Annotated in this window: 22 protein-coding genes; 7 read left to right on the top strand and 15 right to left on the bottom strand. The window is 49.9% G+C overall.

The features are described from left to right. The first annotated feature begins 328 nt into the window (after positions 1–328). The gene (gene uspC / locus OGV52_RS19025; RefSeq protein WP_016153445.1) at positions 329–757 is read left to right on the top strand and encodes a universal stress protein UspC; all 429 of its coding nucleotides are present in this window, start codon (positions 329–331) and stop codon (positions 755–757) included. A gap of 17 nt (positions 758–774) precedes the next feature. Here uspC and otsA read toward each other — a convergent pair whose 3' ends face one another. The 6 genes from otsA to OGV52_RS18995 form a co-directional block, all read right to left on the bottom strand. Continuing rightward, positions 775–2,196: an alpha,alpha-trehalose-phosphate synthase gene (gene otsA, locus OGV52_RS19020; protein WP_287108952.1), complete on the bottom strand. Its 1,422-nt coding sequence runs from the start codon at positions 2,194–2,196 to the stop codon at positions 775–777. Next, complete coding sequence (gene otsB / locus OGV52_RS19015) at positions 2,171–2,974, bottom strand: trehalose-phosphatase (RefSeq protein ID WP_080858826.1); 804 nt, start codon at positions 2,972–2,974, stop codon at positions 2,171–2,173. Before otsB ends, otsA begins: the two co-directional genes overlap by 26 nt. A gap of 175 nt (positions 2,975–3,149) precedes the next feature. Continuing rightward, the gene (gene araH, locus OGV52_RS19010) at positions 3,150–4,136 is read right to left on the bottom strand and encodes an L-arabinose ABC transporter permease AraH (RefSeq protein WP_287109090.1); all 987 of its coding nucleotides are present in this window, start codon (positions 4,134–4,136) and stop codon (positions 3,150–3,152) included. Between the two features lie 14 nt (positions 4,137–4,150). Next, a complete protein-coding gene (gene araG, locus OGV52_RS19005) occupies positions 4,151–5,665 on the bottom strand; it encodes an arabinose ABC transporter ATP-binding protein AraG (RefSeq protein ID WP_049283070.1) in 1,515 nt (504 codons plus the stop codon). Positions 5,666–5,780: 115 nt separating this feature from the next. Next, on the bottom strand, positions 5,781–6,770 hold the full coding sequence (locus OGV52_RS19000) for an arabinose ABC transporter substrate-binding protein (protein ID WP_003034602.1): 990 nt from the start codon (positions 6,768–6,770) through the stop codon (positions 5,781–5,783). A 315-nt stretch (positions 6,771–7,085) separates the two neighbouring features. Further along, a complete protein-coding gene (locus tag OGV52_RS18995; protein ID WP_287108951.1) occupies positions 7,086–7,643 on the bottom strand; it encodes a DJ-1/PfpI family protein in 558 nt (185 codons plus the stop codon). 553 nt (positions 7,644–8,196) lie between these two features. Between OGV52_RS18995 and OGV52_RS18990 the strand changes: the two genes are divergently transcribed. Next, on the top strand, positions 8,197–8,700 hold the full coding sequence (locus OGV52_RS18990) for a non-heme ferritin-like protein (RefSeq protein ID WP_016153451.1): 504 nt from the start codon (positions 8,197–8,199) through the stop codon (positions 8,698–8,700). Between the two features lie 138 nt (positions 8,701–8,838). Here OGV52_RS18990 and OGV52_RS18985 read toward each other — a convergent pair whose 3' ends face one another. Beyond that, entirely contained in the window at positions 8,839–9,090 is a 252-nt protein-coding gene (locus OGV52_RS18985) for a DUF2766 family protein (protein ID WP_016153452.1), read from the bottom strand. Positions 9,091–9,218: 128 nt separating this feature from the next. Between OGV52_RS18985 and OGV52_RS18980 the strand changes: the two genes are divergently transcribed. Beyond that, on the top strand, positions 9,219–10,640 hold the full coding sequence (locus OGV52_RS18980; protein ID WP_200052089.1) for an MFS transporter: 1,422 nt from the start codon (positions 9,219–9,221) through the stop codon (positions 10,638–10,640). 33 nt (positions 10,641–10,673) lie between these two features. Here the strand turns inward: OGV52_RS18980 and OGV52_RS18975 are convergent, their stop codons facing one another. Continuing rightward, positions 10,674–11,312 carry an RpiB/LacA/LacB family sugar-phosphate isomerase gene (locus tag OGV52_RS18975; protein ID WP_287108950.1) on the bottom strand — a complete coding sequence of 213 codons (639 nt, stop codon included), beginning with the start codon at positions 11,310–11,312 and terminating at the stop codon, positions 10,674–10,676. Positions 11,313–11,580: 268 nt separating this feature from the next. Here OGV52_RS18975 and yecR point away from each other — a divergent pair, with 268 nt between their 5' ends. Together yecR and ftnA are read left to right on the top strand one after the other, a co-directional pair. Next, a complete protein-coding gene (gene yecR, locus OGV52_RS18970) occupies positions 11,581–11,916 on the top strand; it encodes a YecR family lipoprotein (RefSeq protein WP_080858829.1) in 336 nt (111 codons plus the stop codon). Positions 11,917–12,110: 194 nt separating this feature from the next. After that, a complete protein-coding gene (ftnA, locus tag OGV52_RS18965) occupies positions 12,111–12,608 on the top strand; it encodes a non-heme ferritin (protein WP_016153456.1) in 498 nt (165 codons plus the stop codon). Between the two features lie 45 nt (positions 12,609–12,653). Here the strand turns inward: ftnA and OGV52_RS18960 are convergent, their stop codons facing one another. Further along, a complete protein-coding gene (locus OGV52_RS18960) occupies positions 12,654–12,893 on the bottom strand; it encodes a YecH family metal-binding protein (protein ID WP_016153457.1) in 240 nt (79 codons plus the stop codon). Between the two features lie 225 nt (positions 12,894–13,118). On the opposite strand from OGV52_RS18960, the gene tyrP reads away from it, so the two are divergent. Then, entirely contained in the window at positions 13,119–14,330 is a 1,212-nt protein-coding gene (gene tyrP, locus OGV52_RS18955) for a tyrosine transporter TyrP (protein WP_019077056.1), read from the top strand. A 28-nt stretch (positions 14,331–14,358) separates the two neighbouring features. Here the strand turns inward: tyrP and OGV52_RS18950 are convergent, their stop codons facing one another. The 5 genes from OGV52_RS18950 to OGV52_RS18930 all read right to left on the bottom strand — a co-directional run bounded on the left by OGV52_RS18950 (position 14,359) and on the right by OGV52_RS18930 (position 17,665). Then, positions 14,359–15,024, bottom strand: a complete 666-nt coding sequence (locus tag OGV52_RS18950; RefSeq protein ID WP_047502102.1) for a YecA/YgfB family protein — start codon at positions 15,022–15,024, stop codon at positions 14,359–14,361. A 209-nt stretch (positions 15,025–15,233) separates the two neighbouring features. Then, complete coding sequence (locus tag OGV52_RS18945; RefSeq protein ID WP_016153460.1) at positions 15,234–15,515, bottom strand: heavy-metal-associated domain-containing protein; 282 nt, start codon at positions 15,513–15,515, stop codon at positions 15,234–15,236. Next, positions 15,512–15,868, bottom strand: a complete 357-nt coding sequence (locus OGV52_RS18940) for a mercuric transporter MerT family protein (RefSeq protein WP_016153461.1) — start codon at positions 15,866–15,868, stop codon at positions 15,512–15,514. The genes OGV52_RS18945 and OGV52_RS18940 overlap by 4 nt, the downstream gene beginning before the upstream one ends. Further along, positions 15,846–16,988: a transglutaminase-like domain-containing protein gene (locus OGV52_RS18935; RefSeq protein ID WP_287108949.1), complete on the bottom strand. Its 1,143-nt coding sequence runs from the start codon at positions 16,986–16,988 to the stop codon at positions 15,846–15,848. The genes OGV52_RS18940 and OGV52_RS18935 overlap by 23 nt, the downstream gene beginning before the upstream one ends. Before the next feature lie 206 nt (positions 16,989–17,194). Then, positions 17,195–17,665, bottom strand: a complete 471-nt coding sequence (locus OGV52_RS18930; protein WP_053389504.1) for an SRPBCC family protein — start codon at positions 17,663–17,665, stop codon at positions 17,195–17,197. Between the two features lie 395 nt (positions 17,666–18,060). On the opposite strand from OGV52_RS18930, the gene OGV52_RS18925 reads away from it, so the two are divergent. After that, on the top strand, positions 18,061–18,402 hold the full coding sequence (locus OGV52_RS18925) for a hypothetical protein (RefSeq protein ID WP_200047005.1): 342 nt from the start codon (positions 18,061–18,063) through the stop codon (positions 18,400–18,402). A gap of 331 nt (positions 18,403–18,733) precedes the next feature. Here the strand turns inward: OGV52_RS18925 and OGV52_RS18920 are convergent, their stop codons facing one another. Continuing rightward, positions 18,734–19,315 carry a YrbL family protein gene (locus OGV52_RS18920; RefSeq protein ID WP_047502094.1) on the bottom strand — a complete coding sequence of 194 codons (582 nt, stop codon included), beginning with the start codon at positions 19,313–19,315 and terminating at the stop codon, positions 18,734–18,736. Between the last annotated feature and the right edge of the window lie 133 nt (positions 19,316–19,448).

The raw sequence follows: 19,448 nt of genomic DNA, 5'->3' as shown, positions 1-19,448 counted from the left end.
ATTTAATGTAAAACACCATTTCAATTAAATCCTTTATAAACAATGACTTAAATATTAAGGGTGATTAATTAATACCGGGTAGTGATAACCCATTAAATGTTAACTTTTGTTAATTTTTAATTAACACATTGTTTTCATTAGCGGTGAGTTTTACTTAAGTAAGCTGAACGTATTTACAAGTTATATGACGCAATTATTCTATTTATAAGAATAATTAATGAATAAGCATGATGACATTCACACTATCCGGGAAGGAAACGTTGCAGTATGGAGTAAGCCGAGCAATGCTGATAAACCCTCTCATAATTCTTGAAAAAAGGAGCGAGTTATGAGCTATACACACATTCTTGTGGCCGTTGCCGCCACCCCTGAAAGCCAGCAGTTGTTAGCCAAGGCGGTTTCAATCGCTCGCCCTGTCAACGCTCGTATTAGCCTGATAACCCTGGTCTCAGATCCTGAACTGTATAATCAGTTTGCTGCACCTATGCTGGAGGACCTGCGTGAAGTGATGCAAGAGGAGACTCAGGATTTTATCGACAAGCTCAGCAAAGAAGCACAGTACCCCATTGAGCATACCTTTATTACCTATGGGGCACTGAATGAACATATTCTGGATGTATGCCGTAAACACGCGGTCGATCTGGTCATTTATGGCAACCATAACCACAGCTTCTTTTCGCGCGCATCCTGCTCAGCAAAAAGCGTGATCGGTGCCAGCCACGTGGATGTTCTGCTGGTTCCACTGGCTGGAGATTGACCTGCGTTTTCTGAGCGTTACGCCAGTTTAGTGCAGGGAGAAACGTTGTCTGGCAATGGCTGTTTACTCTGACGTGAGATAACTTTTTCCAGATCGCAAATGAACCTCGCCTGCCAGTTGTCGATATCGTTTTTAATGATAGTTTCGAGCATCTCAGCGTGGCGGGAGATACGCTCAGCAAGCGGCATCGTCAGAGCCTGGTTTAATGCGCCAGCCACTTCGTCGCGGTCATAAGGATTAACAATAAGCGCGGCAGGTAGCTCATTCGCGGCCCCGGCAAATTGCGATAACACCAGCACGCCGGGGTTGGCAGGATCCTGCGCGGCCACGAATTCTTTCGCAACCAGGTTCATACCATCTCGCAGCGGCGTCACCAGCCCTACATCAGAGTAGCGGAAGATTTTCATCAGCAATTTACGATCAAAGTACTGGTTTAAATAATAGAGCGGCGTCCAGCCCAACTGCCCATATTTACCGTTAATCCTCCCCGCTTCAGTCTCCAGTTGGTGCCGAATATCCTGGTAGGCCTGCACCTCTTCACGCGAAGTTGGCGCTATCTGGGTGTAGCGAATTTTACCGTGGTGCTGCGGATAGTGTTCCAACAGAGCCTCATAGGCCTGAAAGCGCTCCGGCAAACCTTTAGAATAATCCAGACGCTCAACGGAGAAGATATTCTGCACATTTTTGAGTTCTGCTTTCAGTTGCGCCAGCTTCGGCGGCAAAGGTCCGGAAGCCTGGCGGGCGATCTCATCCGGCTCAATACCGATGGGATACACCTGGGTACGAAACGCTTTTCCCCATGCGCGGTGGTGCTGCTCGCTCTGAGTGGATACCTGAGTCTGGGCTGCCAGACAATCCAGAAAAGCCTGACGATCGTTCTCGGTCTGGAAACCGAGTAAATCAAAATCACACATCTGCTCAAGTAGCGTCTGATGTGGGGGTAAGGCATTAAAGATTTCCGGCGTCGGAAAAGGGATATGCAGGAAAAAACCGATACGGTTATTCACGCCCCGTTTACGCAGCTCGCTGGCAAACGGCAACAGATGGTAATCATGAACCCAGATTATGTCGTCATCGCTGAGCAGCGGCAGCAGTTTATCTACCAGCAAGGCATTCACCCGCTGATAGCCCTCCCATGCAGGACGCTGAAACTGCACCAAATCGAGGCGATAATGAAATGCAGGCCATAAAACCGCATTAGAAAACTGGCAGTAATACTCTTCGTAATCCTGTTCACTCAAATTAAACGAAGCCCAGGTAATATTGCCACGCGTGACTTTTTTTAATGGTTTGTCCTCATTACCCGTGTCGCCACTCCAGCCAAACCACAGGCCACCAGCAGCCTTCAACGCGCCCAGCACACCGACGGCAAGCCCACCTGCGCTCCCTTTGTCATCGGGTGAGGCGATACGATTAGATACTACGACTAAACGACTCATAGCCACCTCTTCTGTTATTCGTTGCTTTCGATTCTTGCTGCGAAGAGTTAATTTGTTCCAGCCAGTGCCAGACATCACTCACGCCATCCAGACGCCATGTCGCCTGCGTCGCTCCATTCCCCACCTTCACGGAAATGCCCCCTGCGCGATTAACCACGCCAAATCCTGTTTCGTCCGTCAGATCGTCACCAAAAAAAACGGGGATCCGTCCGGCAAAAGGTGCTTCCTGCATAAATGCGGCAATTGCGTCGCCTTTGTTCGTACCCTTTGGTTTTATCTCCACAACGCATTTTCCGTGCTGTAAAGCCAACTGCGGCCATCTGTGCGTGATGCGCTCAGCCAGATTAATTAGCGCCGCTTCATGTTCCGGGGCCTGGCGATAGTGCAGTGCGAACGCCATCCCTTTTGCTTCAAGCGTTGTACCCGGCATCGTCGCCAAGGCGGTACTTAATAGCTCTCCTGCTTCGCGCTCTATTGCCGCAGCCAGGCGCACTATATGAGTTTGACCATTGATGTCACGGCGCTCTGCCCCATGCACTCCGGCGAGCGGAAAACGAAAGGGAGTGGTAAGCGCGTCAAGCTCAACCATCGAGCGCCCTGAAATCAATGCCAGCGCACCCGCATTATGCGTCGCCAACTGATGTAATAACTGCAGGATTGTCTGAGGGACAACGACCTGGTCTGGATAAGGTTTGATCTCAGCCAGTGTCCCATCGAGATCAAAAAAATAAGCACAGCTTGCAGATTGTTCAGGGGGTAAGATCAGTGATGCTGTCACCCGGTTATCCTCCTCATCATGGTCTGTACGCCGCGCGGATCGCGCCGTATATATGATGTATGACGGATATAAGTATAGACAGTGTGACCATGCTCGCCATTTGGAAAAACAATCGCCAGCCGGGTAGCGGCTGGCGATGAGCTAAAGCTAGACTAAAAAGTTGGGGTTTAAATCATCAAACAGTACGCTTCGCTTTTTGCTTGTAACGGTCGAAGATCACCGCCGCCAGCAGGATCAGACCACGTACGACATACTGTGCGAACGGAGAGATGTTCAGCAGGTTCATTGCATTCTCAACCGTTCCCAGAATCAACACCCCGGCTACCACATATGAGATTTTTCCGATGCCGCCTTTAAGCGAAACGCCCCCTAACACGCACGCGGAAATCACGATCAGCTCATAGCCGATTGAGGTCATTGGCTGGCCGCTGGTCATACGTGATGCGAGGATAATCCCGGCGATGGCGGATACCAGCCCGGACAGAATAAAGATAATAATTTTGGTACGAACGACCGGAACCCCAGCCAGACGTGCCGCCTCTTCATTCCCCCCAATGGCCAGCGTGTTACGACCAAACGTGGTTTTATTGAGCAGCAAGCCAAAAACGATGAAACAGATGACCGTGATCCAGATAGGTGCCGGCAGACCAAACCAGTTGGCGTAGCCGAGAGTGAAGAAGCGCTCGTCTTCAATCCCTACCGCCTTACCGTCGGAAATAATGTAGGCCAGACCACGCACAATCTGCATCGTCGCAAGGGTCGTGATCAGGGCGTTAATTTTCAGCCGCGCAATCACGAATCCATTCACCAGACCACATAGAATACCGAGCAGTAGCCCGGCAGCCACGCCAATCCACAGGCTTTCGGTCATATTAATGACCACGGCTGTAGTGACCCCGGCGCAGGCAATCACGGAGGCAACGGACAGGTCGAAGTCACCGGATGCCAGGCAAAACAGCATCCCACACGCGACCATACCCGACATCGATACCGCCAGCCCCAGCCCCTTCATGTTGATGAAAGAGGCAAAGTTAGGCACAAAGAGGGAACAAACCAGGAACAGCGCGGCGAACACGACCAGCATCCCGTATTGATCCCAAATGCGACCAAGATTTAGCGCCGACTTTGCAGCACCTGAACCCGATGTTGAAACGGAAGACATCATTCTCTCCTTATTCAGGCTACAGCCTGGCTAACTTTTGGCATAGCAAGGCTTAACGCCTGGCGCTCATCCGCCTGTTCATGAAGTAACTCACCGGCAATTTCGCCTTCTCTCATCACCACGATACGGTCGGCGACACCGAGCACTTCTGGCAGATCGCTGGAAGCAAACAGCACGGCCACGCCGCGCGCCGCGAGGGCATAAATCACGTTATAAATTTCATGCTTGGCGCCCACATCAATACCGCGTGTAGGTTCGTCCAGCAAAATCACTTTCATCTCTTCCGATAACCAACGGCCGAGAATAGCCTTCTGTTGATTACCGCCGGAGAGGTTCATAATCAGTTGCTCCGCGCCCGGCGTTTTAATATTGAGTGAGCGAATATGGTGATCGGCATTGGTCTCTTCCCAGCCGTTGTTGATCACGCATCCGCCCAGAACATGTTTACGACGGGCACTGATGTTGATGTTGTTACGCACCGAATGGACCGGAATGATCCCTTCAGCCTTGCGATCTTCCGGGCACAGCATCATCCCCGCTTCAATGGCGTGGCTCGGTTTACGGATATCAATAGGCTGTTCATCGATAAACACCTGGCCTGCCGTGATACGCGTGCCGCCAAACAGACCTTTCATTAATTCGCTACGTCCGGCGCCCACCAGTCCAAACAATCCGACAATTTCACCACTGCGCACCGATAAACTGATCGGGGTACGCACGCCAGGGGCTTTGACGTCATGCAAACGCAGGCGCTCTGCACCATAAGGTCTGGATTTCCAGCCATAAATATCACCGAGGTCGCGCCCGACCATCGCCTGCACCAGCGCGTCGTGATCGACCTGCTGCATATCCGTGAACGTTTTGACGTAATGACCATCTTTAAACACGGTGATGGCATCGCTAAGGGCAAAGATCTCCTCCATACGGTGCGAAACGTACAGAATGATGCGCCCTTCGTTGCGTAGCTCACGGATGACGCGAAACAGATTCTCAATCTCGCGCGCTGAAAGGGAGCTGGTCGGTTCATCAAACGCGATAATTTTGGCGTTGCGCGCCAGCGCTTTCGCAATCTCCACCATCTGCCATTGACCAATGGAGAGGTATTTCAACGGCGTATCGGGATCGATATCCATGCCCAGATGCTTGAGCTGGAGACCCGCTTCATAGTTCAGCAGCGAGCGGTTCACAATCCCGCCTTTGTGCGGCATCTGCCCTAAATAAATATTCTCGGCAACGGTCATTTCCGGGACGAGATGCAGCTCCTGGTAAATAATGGCAACACCGGCGTTCAGCGCGGCATTGGTGTCCGCAAACGAAACCTCTTGTCCACGAATCACCAAAGATCCCGTCGTTGGCGCATAGTTGCCGCTGAGAATTTTTAATAGTGTTGATTTCCCGGCGCCATTTTCGCCCATCAGCGCATGCACCTGACCGGCATAGCAGTCGAAACTGATATCCGTGAGCGCTTTAACGCCGGGGAACGTTTTGCCAATGCCGCGAAATGAGAGATACGGGGTAGACTGTTGCATAACGTCTCCGTGAGTCAGATCTTTATGCCGGATAGCGGCTTTGCCTTATCCGGCCGACTGAGTACGCAATTCGTAGGCCGGATAAGACGCGTTGGCGTCGCATCCGGCATTTGTGTTATTTACCGCCTAAGCCTTTCTTCGCCAGTTCTTCTTTAAAGTTATCGCGGGTAATCAGCACCACATCCGTCACTTCAGTAAACGCCGGTGGCTCTGCACCTTTCGTTACCCAGTTGTAGAGCATCTCACTTGATTTGTAGCCGTGAACGTCCGGGCTTGGCAGGAGTGAACCGTAGAACCCGGTCGCTTCGCCTTTGGAGAGTTCGCTCACGGCATCAACGCCGTTGATGCCGATACCAATCACATTCGGCGCTTTGAAGCCCTGCCCTTCGGTCGCACGTACGCCGCCCAGCACGGTGTTGTCGTTCATGCCGACAATCAGCCAGTGTTTGACTTCAGGGTGCTGAACCAGCATGGAGTTAGCGGCATCGAATGCCCCGGGGATGTCATTCGATTTAGTGGGGACCTGGTAGATCTGTTTTTCCGGGAAGCCTGCGGCTTTAAGCGCTTCCATTGAACCCGATGTACGGCGACGCGCGGTATCGAGTTCATTCGCGGTAATGGCCATTACGGCTGTGGATTTCACATCCCAACCGCGCTTTTGCATCTCCTTATACAGCTCCTGGCCCTGGCGCTCACCAATTTTGGTTGCAGCCATCATCACCAGCGGCACGGTATCCATCGGCTTACCTTTGGCGTTAGCAAACTGGTCATCGACGGCAATGACTTTCATATCGTAGCCACGCGCCTTGGCCATAATGGCAGGCCCGAGTTTGGGGTCCGGCGTACAAATCACAAACCCTTTTGCGCCACTTGCAGCCAGGCTGTCGATGGCGTTAAGGGTCTTCTCGCCATCCGGGACGGCAATTTTAATCACCTCAAAGCCAAGGTCTTTACCGGCTTTATCGGCAAATTTCCATTCAGTCTGGAACCACGGTTCTTCCGGTTGTTTGACCAGGAAACCGAGCTTCATGGATTCAGCGATAGCGGATTGTGACATAATGGCAGCCAGACCGATGGCAGCCAGCGCTTTAGTGAATTTGTGCATGGTTAACTCCAGCTTTAACGTTCTTTTATGTAGGGTAAAATCAGACGATTTTTTGTAATTCGGACGTAAAACAAGGCATTACCTTTTAGTGAGAAGATCAATGCCAGTGCTGAGAGTAGTTTTAGCGGGAAATTGATTCTCCATAAGAGAGCGGCATCACACCACAGAATTACAGTAATTGCGTACATAAATTCAGCGGGAAATGACATAAAAAAACGCGGTTTTGTCGACGGGAAAAAAGAGGGATAGCAAATTAATCCATAACATCAGCCAACGAATCCTTGTTCCCGAATACCGAAGCATTCGGGAACATGATTACCATCGGTAATAAATGTGGTCAGCGTGATCGCGAACCGGAATGTCATCTCCCAACAGGCGCGCCGCAAGCGTCAATGCAAAATCGAAAATATGCCCTAACCCTTTGCCGCTAATCAGATTGCCATCTTCAACAACCGGCGCATCGATATATTCCCCGTCCGTGACGTTTTGCCACAGATCTCCTGAGCAAACATAGCGACGCCCCTTCAGCAGACTGTTGCCGCCTAACACGCGCGCGGCCGCAGAACATACCGGGCAAATGAGCATTCCTGCCTGATCATGACGAGATACAAACTGGATGACCGCCTCACTGGCGGCAAGATTAACGCTGCCCTGCGGCCCGCCTGGCAATACGACGGCATCGTAGAGATACGTCTGGCGCGCGGCCAGCGTGCTATCCATCACCATCGGTACGTCATGATAACTCACCACCGCACGTGACTCTGCGCAGGCCAGGGTTTCGACTTCGATATTCAGGCGACGCAGAATATCAAGGGTAACAATCGCCTCCGCCTCTTCAAAACCGGGTGCCAGCAGCACCGCAACCTTCTTCATATGTAACTCCTTGCTTAATCCACATAAACGAAACAATTAATGATGACCAGTGCAGACTGTTAAATTTCTCAATTTGATTAAAACTGATCTGGCGCAAAAAATTAGCCATCAGATAATTTGTACTAATCCATCCCGATCGTGAAATTGCCTTTCAACTTGGGCAGATAATCATCAGATGCCAGACAATACCTTATTGTGGAATTTAATTTTGTGATATGAAACACCATTTCATTATCATGAAAATCATTTAATGACATAAATTTCAATCTCTTACATTCATGTCATCTATATGCCAAAACAGCAGAAGCATGAATACTGTTATGACAATATGTAAAAAAACATAAATACGCAGATTTAAGGATTTTCTTATACCAAGGCAAGCGTTATGCTGAATTTCGATCAGAGCGAATATAATTCGTGATCACTAAAGGACCGGTGGAACGGATTTATTCTGCTAACAGCTTTAATTGTACGTAGAGGTGAAGTGCAGCGGCAGCCCGCTGTACTGGCGTGAGTAACGTACATCCCCCTTTCTGGAAATAAGGATATTGATATGGCTGCAGTTGGAATTGTTCATAAACTCAATACACAAATGAACCTCGAGTTCTACGCCTCGAATCTTTACCTGCATCTCAGCGAATGGTGCTACGAGCATAGCCTGACAGGTACAGCCACGTTTCTACGCACGCAGGCGCAGGGTAACGTGACTCAAATGATGCGTATGTTCAATTTTATGAAAAGTGCCGGGGCTAATCCCATCGTCAAGGCCATGGATGTGCCGGGTGATGAACTGAGTTCCCTTGAAGAATTGTTTCAGAAAACGTTGGATGAATATCAACAGCGTTCGAGTAAACTCTCGCGTTTAACCAATGAAGCTGAAGCATTAAACGATGCGCCAACCATTGATTTTCTTCACGACCTGGAAAAAGAGCAGCAGCAGGATGGCGTGCTGTTACAGACGATTCTTGATGAAGTCCGCAGCGCCAAACGCGCGGGGTTGTGCATGGCGCAAACCGATAAGCACTTGCTCAACGTCGTTAACTACCAGCATCACTAATCTTCAGTTTTCATCGCGTTAATGCCGGATAGCGATGCAGCGCACCTTATCCGGTCAACCTCTGATTTTCCCTGGCACGCGCCTCCCATTCTGCGAGGCGCAAAAAAACCTTTCTAAAATCTGAAACAACGGTTTATTTTAGTGGGATTCATTCTGCGGCGTGAATTTCAACTCGATCAAGGCAACCGCTTTTTGTATTGCGCGCATAGTGACCGGATCGGCCCCTGCAGGATGGCTGGAAAAATCGATGTTTTTCAGTTGGCTGGACATTTTTTCCCGAACTTCTACCGGGGCAATAACATCAAGAACATCAAGAATTTGCTTGATAACCAGCTGACAGGCAACAACGTCCGAGAGCAGTTCCTGATCGGCATTCAATGTTTGGGACATAGTGAGCTCCTTATAGAAAGGTCGTCATAGTACCTATTCAGCGATCGAAACGATAGCCGCGCACACATTACAAATGCGCTGAAAATAAAAAAGGTCCAGTCAGTTTCTTTTGAGATGGCAAGCACAACATGAGTGAACAGTTAGCGGTTGAGAACCAACGCGGTCTTTCCCCGGCAGCATTACTTGTTGCCGGGGCTTTCTTTATGGAATTTATTGACGGCACGGTGATTGCCACAGCCCTACCCGACATGGCCAAAAGCTTTGGCGTACAGGCGGTAGACCTGAACATTGGTATCAGCGCCTACTTGATCACCCTCGCGGTGCTTATCCCCGCCAGCGGCTGGATTGCGGATCGCTTCGGCGCCCGAAAAGTGTTTACCCTGGCGCTGGCGATTTTTACTCTCGCTTCGGTTTTATGCGGTTTGTCCGAAAGCCTTGAGAGCTTTGTAGCAATGCGAATTTTACAGGGTGTAGGTGGCGCGCTAATGGTTCCTGTTGGCCGTCTCGCGGTACTGCGCACCACGCCTAAACATCAGTTGATCACCGCTATTGCGACCCTGACCTGGCCCGCGTTAGTCGCGCCTATCATCGGGCCACCGCTTGGAGGATTCATTACCAGCTATGCTAACTGGCGTTGGATCTTCTTTATTAACGTACCGCTGGGAGTTTTGGCGATCGCGCTGGCGCTACGTTTCATCCCGGATATTCATGACGACGAGCGCCGTCCATTTGATATAGCGGGTTTTATCGCGACCTCAGTTGCGATGGTTAGCCTGGTGTATGCCATGGAGTTACTGGGAACCCAGCAGCCGCAGGGCTGGCTAACCGCCGGGCTGCTGGCGCTAGGAACCGTGACCTTTCTGTTTGCCCTGCATCATTTTCGTCGCACTACCTGGCCGATGATTCGTCTTGATGCCATGAGCGTCCCTACTTTTCGCGTCACCCTGTACGGCGGGTCACTATTTCGCGCATCTATTAGCGCTGTACCATTTCTGCTGCCGTTAATGTTCCAGGTCGGTTTTGGCATGAACGCTTTTCACGCGGGTTCGCTGGTTCTGGCGGTGTTTGTGGGCAATCTGACGATAAAACCTGCCACCACGCCGTTGATACGCTGGCTGGGCTTTAAGAAACTGCTGTTAATCAACGGTGCGCTAAACGTCCTGGCGCTGTTGGCCTGTGCATTAATTACGCCGCAGACCCCGGTGTGGGTTATTTTGTTGGTGTTGTATCTGGGCGGCGTGTTCCGCTCAATTCAGTTTACCGGCATCAGCACGCTTGCCTTTGCGGACGTCCCCGGACCACAAATGAGCTACGCCAATACGCTGTTCAGTACGGCAACACAATTAGCGGTAGGCTTGGGCATTTCGTTGGCCGCTATCGGGATCCGTATCGGTGATGAGGTGAGTGAATGGCTGGCGTTAGGCAATATTCCGGGGATCAGTTTCCGGCTGGCCTTTGTCGCTATTGCGATTATTTGTCTGGTAGGTATGGTTGATACGCTGCGGCTTACCCATGATGCTGGAAGCGCGGTTTCTAACAAGAACAAATAGCCCGGCAGGCGAACACCGCCGGGCCAACAGGATTTAGCCAACTATCTCGCGTACAAACGCTTTGATCGCTTTGTCCTGGCAGTTTTCAAAAAAGCACTGCTGGAAGCGCGGGCCAGATACGGCGGTTTTTACCAGTTCAGGATCGATAGCGCGCAGAGTGTCCAGATAGTTTTCTTTTACCACCGCCGCTTTCACCTGGTTCAGAATACCCGCGTTACGCACCTGCGGCTCTTTACGCTCTGGTGGATACCCTTCGCCGTTACGACCAGTGAATGCTTTTTCAAACATATAGCGCACATTCAGCTCAGCACCCCAGCCAAAACCTTTGGCGAATGCCAGAGAAAGCGCATTCCCGTTGTTGATCTGAGAGAACAAGAATGCGTCTGCCGGATCGAGACAGTAACCGCACACCACGCCCGGATGTATATTCAGTGACATCATTGCCCCCTGGCCCGTACCGCACCCCGTAACCACAAAATCCACGGCTTTGGAATTGAGCAGGATGCTGGCCATAATCCCTAAATGGATGTAGGTCAGATGATGGTCATTTTCGTCGCTCATCCCGACGTTATACACTGGAAAACCTTTCTCATCCGCAACGGCTTTAAGCTCGTTATGAATGATGGCATTTTTGCTTGCCTGGCTGTTTTCCATCATCAATGCAATTTTCATTCTGTAATCTCCTGAATGCGCTGCGGAGGCCCGCTGAAAGTCATAACATTCAGGCCACATTACTATTTTGCAAACTCACTTTCAAATTTAATGAAATTTTGTTTTATAAAATAATGAGGTGCTCACATTTTTTCTGAGACAGCTCAGAATAGCCTCAATAAAATGACGTCGTTGCGATTAATCGCAGGTGATCTTCGGGCTATTCAAGCCATTGATGCGCCACCACATATGCCATGATAGCCTATCTCCGAACTTTCAGAGCGATCACATGAAGACCTTTATCCTTGCCCTTTTGCCGCTCGTGCTGACAGGATGCACTATTACTAAACAGGCGCAGGTCAGCGAAGCCAGTGCCATCACCGGCGTCGTTCGCCTGACCTACAACCAGGCCATGCTACAAACGGCGCGTACCGATGACTACCTTACCCAAGGCACAGCCACCAAAGAGTGTCAGCGCCTGGGCTATGCCAACGCAATGGCGTTTGGTCAGCCGGTATCTACCTGTAGCGTATATGCCGGTTCTCTGTGCTTAAATACCAAAATCACGCTCGCCTGGCAGTGTCACGGCGTTGCGGTATCCCAATCGCCCTCCTTCAATTATTAATATTTTCGACCAGCACATTATTGCTGGTCTTCTGCCTTTTCATTATTTATATTCTCCGCTTAATAGCGTTAATGCGTTTTATTCCCATTCGCATTTTTAATAAATAAATTTATTATTTTACCTTTTGCAAATAATTAAATAACAAATTATAGTGACGCCACGCTAATATATAATAACGTTTGTGGAGCACAACCATGCTGAAAACAGAAATGATCGACCAACTGAATGAGCAAATGAACCTTGAATTATATTCATCTCTGCTCTACCAACAGATGAGCGCGTGGTGCAGCTATCACAGCTTTGAAGGTGCCGCCGCGTTCCTGCGCCGTCACGCCCAGGAAGAGATGACGCATATGCAGCGTCTGTTTGACTACCTGACCGATACCGGCAGCTTGCCGTGTATTAACACCGTTCCTTCCCCCTTTGCTGAATATGCGTCTCTGGACGAACTGTTCCGTGTTACTTACGAACACGAGCAGTTGATCACCCAGAAAATTAATGAGCTGGCACACGCGGCAATGACCCACCAGGATTATCCGACGTTTAATTTCCTGCAATGGTATGTTGCCGAGCAGCATGAAGAAGAGAAATTATTTAAATCTGTCATTGATAAGTTATCGCTGGCAGGGAAAAGTGGCGAAGGTCTTTATTTCATCGATAAAGAACTGGCTACGCTTGATACACAGAATTAATGTTGTGGGGTAATGAAGGCAACCCGCCATCATTACCCGCTAAAATCAGTGACGGCAGATCTTGCTTTCGTGCGTAGAGAAGCCGTCTTCTTTTGCAATAAATTTTCCCTTCGCCGCTAAAAACGCCACCAGCTCAGCTGCCGACATATCCGCTGCAGAACAGGTGTGAAAACGAGCCTGCTCGCCAAACCGTGCCGTAATCGCCGCTTCAAGGCTGGCATTTGAATACTGCTCGCCAGATTCAATCATCATGTTGAGCACTTCGTGACCGTGAATAGATTCCATACTACCTCCTCAATAAAGTCCGTAGCCTAATGTGAACGGCACGGCCTTGCTTTGCGCTAACGCAGGTTTACCCGCAGATAAATATCATTTGTGATACATCTTAACGCGCCAAACTTCGTAAAGATTAATGTACATTCATTGTAACGGTGATTTGACGAAAATAGCGTTTTGCCTTAACCTGCGCCGCAGATATAACCGTTGATTATCTCTGGGACAGAGGAAAGCGTGAAAAACAGAACCCTGGGTAGTATTTTTATCGTGGCGGGAACCACGATCGGTGCCGGTATGTTGGCAATGCCGCTGGCCGCGGCAGGCGTGGGGTTTAGCGTCACGCTGGTATTGTTAGTGAGTCTTTGGGCGCTAATGTGCTACACCGCGCTGTTGCTGCTTGAAGTGTATCAACACGTACCGGCAGACACAGGGTTGGGTACGCTGGCAAAACGTTATCTTGGTCGTTACGGACAATGGGTAACGGGCTTTAGCATGATGTTTTTAATGTACGCGCTGACGGCGGCGTATATCAGTGGCGCTGGTGAGTTGCTGGCTTCCAGCATTAGCGACTGGACCGGGACAACGCTCTCCCCGACAACAGGCGTACTGCTGTTCACCTTTGTTGCCGGTGGCGTGGTTTGCGTTGGCACATCTTTGGTCGATCTGTTCAACCGTCTGTTGTTCAGTGCCAAGATAATCTTCCTGGTGGTGATGCTGGCCCTGTTAATGCCGCATATCCATAAAGTAAACCTGCTTACGTTGCCACTCCAGCAGGGGCTGGCACTGTCTGCTATCCCGGTTATCTTCACTTCGTTCGGTTTTCACGGCAGCGTCCCCAGTATCGTCAGCTATATGAACGGTAACATCCGTAAACTGCGTTGGGTGTTTATCACCGGTAGCGCCATTCCGCTGGTCGCCTATATCTTCTGGCAACTGGCTACGCTTGGCAGTATTAACTCCTCAACGTTCATGGGGCTGTTAGCCAACCACGCTGGTTTAAACGGTTTATTACAAGCATTACGTGAAGTCGTGGCTTCGCCGCACGTCGAACTGGCGGTGCATCTGTTTGCCGACCTTGCGCTGGCAACCTCTTTCCTCGGCGTCGCACTGGGATTATTTGACTACCTGGCCGACCTCTTCCAGCGCCGCAATACCGTAGCAGGAAGAATGCAAACCGGCGTGGTGACCTTCCTGCCGCCGCTGGCATTCGCGCTGTTCTATCCGCGTGGTTTCGTCATGGCCCTGGGGTATGCGGGCGTTGCCCTGGCAGTGCTGGCGCTGCTCATTCCCTCGATGCTGGCATGGCAGAGCAGAAAACAGAATCCACAGGCTAAATATCGCGTGGCAGGGGGTGCTCCGGCGCTGGCGCTGGTATTTTTGTGCGGCATTGTGGTGATAGCCGTACAGTTTTCTATTGCAGCAGGATTACTACCGGAAGTGGGTTAAAACAAAAGGGGCTTAATGCCCCTTTTTCTTAATGCAAACAACACTGCTTATATTTTTTACCGCTACCGCACGGACAAGGGTCATTGCGCCCTACCTTGGCATCCACTTTGACCGGTACTTTCATCGGCGTTTCCTGAGGATGCGCCATCCAGTAAGCATGCAGATCCAGCGCCGCCAGGCGGATGGCATCCACGCTCTCTTCGAACGCTTCTGGCGTCATTTTCTCAACGACCGCAAAGTTTTCTTCCGTACCGTGCAGCGCAATAGCCTCGAGCGCCGGTTTTAACGAGTCTGGTAACGCGGACCAGTCCGACAGCGCGACGCCGCGCATATAACCAAAACACCACTCTTCAACGATGGTCAGTTCATGCTCGTCAATTTCACGCAAACCAAACAGCGGCTCAAACTGCTCTGGATATTCATCCAGGCGATCGGCCGTATCCGCCATATGTTGAAACGCCAGGTTCATGAAACGCGTCATTTCTTTTTCGGAGGACCAGCGAGGAACATACTGCGCGCCGCCCCAAATAGCGACCAGCCACTGCTCCGGTTCAATTTCATACGGTGAACTCAGTACCGCCGTCAGTAAACCATCCAGTTCTGACACATCCAGAATAGCCTTATCCGTATTGTACTTAGTCAGTACATCATCCAGCCATTCTAGTTCGCTCTCGTTTAATGGTCCCGTTTTCATAACGCTTTTCCTTAGTCAAAAAATCTTGCCTGTGATCATCCTACATGGCTGGAGGGATAACAGATATAAATGGGCATATGCGGCTTACAGCAGCCGCCTGTTCAGGTTAACAGGAAAAGAGGGGAATTCCGGTAGTTAACGCACAAAAGAGAACACTAAGCCGCCGGGAATCATACCGGGAAAACACAATAAAACCACCCGCAGGTGGTTTACTGTTGTTCAATACGGTTGAGCGTTGCGGTATAGCCCGTTTTCGCTACTGCGTTAAGTAGAGTATCGGTTGGGAAACCTTCTGGCACGATGGCTTCTGCCTGCCGGGTTTTGAGAGAGGATTTTGCTTTAATCACGCCGTCGGTTTCACGTAGCGCCTGATTGACCGAAATAACGCATAACGAGCAGGTCATATTTTGTATATCCAGCACCACTTTTTGATTGGCCGCCTGAGCCCACAGCGGCAACAGCAAGCATGCAACTAACGCGAAGATCTTCATTCAAATACCTCATAAAACCAGGCAACAAGCGTTGGGTAAAATAGCACCGGCAAAATCAATGCCAGCGCGCACCAGTAGAGAACGCGCGCTTGCTTCAGAGTTAACCACCCGGAGCACCACAACCGTTTGGAAAAATAGAGCCGCCAGAAGACACGCAGTAATAATCCCAGGGACAGCAGTACCAGAGGAGTTCGCAAAAACTCAAACCGGGTGAAAACGGCGAAGCTCGCCGCCGAAATACCAAACAGCAGGTAAAGTAGCGGTCCAACACAGCATAAGCCAGCGGTGACGGCGGCCGCAGCAGCCGTCAACAGGGTAAGCCCCGCACCTTTAGCGTTGTTCTGTGGCGACATAGCTGTAGGAGAACGCTTTAGGATCATAGAAATTGATCGGGTCACCATCGACTTCAGCGTAAGGATAACCAAAGTTATTCATGGCCCCCTGCTCCGTTGCCGGATACAACTCGAAATCACGTCCGTAGTTGAATCCAACCCAGTTCATTTCCCAGTTACCAAACAGGTAAGCGTTAACCGCCTGGACATCGGCATCCTGATGCGTTTTTTTCTCTGCCAGACGCATTTTGGTCACGTCAGCAGGATCGCACGGTAACCAACCGTAACCTGCCAGATAGAACTCAGCGCGGCAGTGTTGACCGCCGCTCACGTTGGCAACGCCTGCACTGTCGGCTGTGCCAAAAGCACTTTTCGAGTAACGTTCGAGCTTATTGGCCTTGCCCAGACGGATGCCAAACAGTTCGCGCGCCGGAATACCGCTGGCCCGCGCCAGAGCAACAAAAACGGAGCTCATGTCGGTGCATTTTCCTTTGAGCTTACCGCTTTTTAATATCTCCGCCACATCCCCCGTGCCGCAGCCAATAACGTCGTTGTCACGCTCCATATGGCTGCTGACCCATTCGTAAATCAGGCGCGCTTTTATCAGCGGATCCTGCTCATTACCGGTGATTTTACGCGCGGTTTCCAGGACCCGTCCATCAACTGGGGTATGTGCCGTCGGCAACAGATACGGTTTTACATCCAGCGGATAAATAATCTGCTCAGGTGCCTGCCAGTTTTTCAGCTCGTCCTGCTTCAGCGGTTCCCAGTCGGCGGTTTCAATGTCGATATCAACGTTAACCAACATTTCACCCTGCGAGTCAGCCCAGGTGGCAAACAGCGTTTTCGCGCCGTAGGTATTATTGGTGGTGACGTACGCCTGCTTATAGTTTCCGCTAAAGGCAAGCGCTGTCATTTGTTGAAACGCGGTATCCACCGGTAGCGGGATCCACAGTTTCACCACGCCGCTCGATCCCTTAGGAGGATTAAGTTTATACGTTTGAGATAAGACAAAGCGTCGACGAGCCACTGGCGCAACGGATGGCTCAGCGGCACGTACCGTCTGGCTAATGACTGCAGGGCCGACTAATCCGGCGGCGGAAAGGAGAACGCTATTTTTGAGAAATTGACGACGTTGCATTGCTGTCTGTCCAGGTTGTAAGAGTTGAGCTACGGCTAAAGGGGAAACCGTAAGCGATCATCACAGCAGACAGAGGCTGGCATAAAAAGGCGAGTCGATGGAGATTATTCATCAATAACAGACCTGTTAACTGTGAATGAAGTGAGAAACTACAAGGTTGCTATTAAGCCATTTACAGCCAAAAAAGTACAGCAGCGGAGATACGTTCAGACTATATACACAGTCGTTGCCAGTTTGCGGGCTAACCCTCTTGCCCCCTCGCGCATGACCGTATTGTGATTCCAGCGAAATACAGGTGCTGCCAGCGGGGCGAGATAATTCATCCAGCGGATCGTGGTACGCACATTCCAGTCATATCTGACAATAGTCGCTGTACCATTGGCAGTAAAAGACCAAACCCCTCGCCCTTCCACCGCGCCGCTGGCTTGTCCTTCAAGCAGTGTGCAAGGCCGTATTTTCAACACATTGATATCAAAGGTTAAGCGATAAGGAAGCGCCCCTTTCCAGGTATAACGATGCAACGCCCCAATACCCCGTAAATCCCCTTTCCTTATCTCAACGATGCGTTCCAGACTTCCCCACCATTCAGGCCAGCTATCCGGATGGGAAAAAACATCCCATACCTCCTGAATTGAAGCCTCAACACGCCAGACTGTGGAAAACTGATAGTCAGCCATAGTGCAGGCTCCCTCAAGGCGTGAAAAAATTGACGGGGAAACGGGTGTTGATAACCATAGCATCCAGAAGAACAGTTTCTAATCGCTGCCCATCTGGCGCATAGCTGATCACTTTGGCAGGGAGTCCATGATAGTTATCCAGCCAGATGTCGTAGCGGTGAACGCAACTCGCGGAGAAAATGAGACGCGCATAACCGCCCCCTGTATCGGTACTATCTGCAAACTGGAGTCATCAACTGCCGACTGTTTTTATTATAGTTCTTAATTGTGCGGCACTCCTCTCCAGCCCCCTCAGACTCTGTACAGGCAACAGGCTTAAATTGTTCATGTTCTATTCAGATGAGATGACGACATAAGACTATACTTTAATAGCCATACTTTAATGGGTATTAATCATGAAACTGCCATCGGTATTTTCATGCGCCGTCCTCGTATTGCTGCTGGCGTCATCGTCTGCCGCAGCCAGCGCGTTACAAAACCAGGCCGCAAGAGAGCATGAGTTAAGTGCGGCACTTCTTGCAGGACATGGCGTCATCATCATTAGCGAGGCGGATGATTTCGCTTTCACATTCAGGGCACGTAACCGAATCCACAGACATTTGGCGATTCAGGATGGCATAGGCGATCCCATCATGATGAATGGTTTTCAGGACCACAACTATAATCCCGCCCGGGATGGCTTTATTAACAACCCTGCTCGGGGAAGGTTTATGTTTAATGCACCGATTCGTCGATAGATTGATTGGCAATGGGGGTGTGTAGCGGGCGGCTTAACGCTCTGGCAGGCTTACTTGGCGCAAAATACCTATGGTTCGTCAAAAGCCGGCACAAAAAAACCACCCGTAGGTGGTTTCGCGACACTGCTTATTGCTTTGATTGTTCTATTCTTTCCCATGGTACCGGTGTGGGATTTGCCCCCACACAGCACGAACGCCGAGCAGTTCAGGATATTTTTCAAGAAGTTAATATGTAACTTACTTCTGCGTAAACACCTTTGTTAATCAGTTATGCGGGATCGGAAATTCGGCAACAGAAAACTGGTGATTCGATTATTTTTAACCTGCGTGGTTAAGCTTGTTGCAGACCGTTCAAATCGTTAAGCATCCGCTTGAGACATTTGATTTTATTCTTATCGCGAACTGATTGCGAAAGCTTACTGAGTTGAAAAAACGTTTTGTCACCAAACCCGTCAATGACTTTGAAGCGATAATCCTGACGCTCGCTATCCCAGGCATAAACAATGTTTTTACAATGCAGGGAGTTAATAATGACTTTGGTGCTGACAAACCATGCTAAAAAAGCATTCAGCTTCTGCAATTTGCTGTCATCGAGTTCTTTTTTCAGAGCAAGCTGATAAAGAGTTTGAGCAATGTTGCCATGCTCATCGCACTCCTTCACAGTGATCTGCCCTAGACCTTTATTTGTTTCAACAAGACCTTCGATCTTTTGCATATAAAGAGAGTCTGTTTGATGACCAGGCTTGCATTCTTTGAGGTCCCGGAAGACTTCCCGTAACTTGCTTTTATAGTTCGCAATATCTGAAATAACGATTTTGATCAGCAGGTTACTATCCTGTGGATGCTGAAAGACGTAACGATCGTTACCTCGTGCAAGTAAGTCTTCATCTGTCAATACAAGCTCTTGTTTCATGATAGTTTTTGACTCTTACCCTAAGGGAAATGAAATTGCCTCAACTGACCTGCATCGGTAAGTTCTGCTAATCAAAAACTATTATGTATATATTTATTTCAATAATTGATAAACGAAATGCATTCGGAGTGAG

The organism is Citrobacter sp. Cb041 (assembly GCF_030336655.1).
Taxonomy (GTDB): domain Bacteria; phylum Pseudomonadota; class Gammaproteobacteria; order Enterobacterales; family Enterobacteriaceae; genus Citrobacter; species Citrobacter braakii.
Note: the sequence above shows the minus strand (reverse complement) of the source record. Positions and strands in the feature narration are given on the sequence as shown.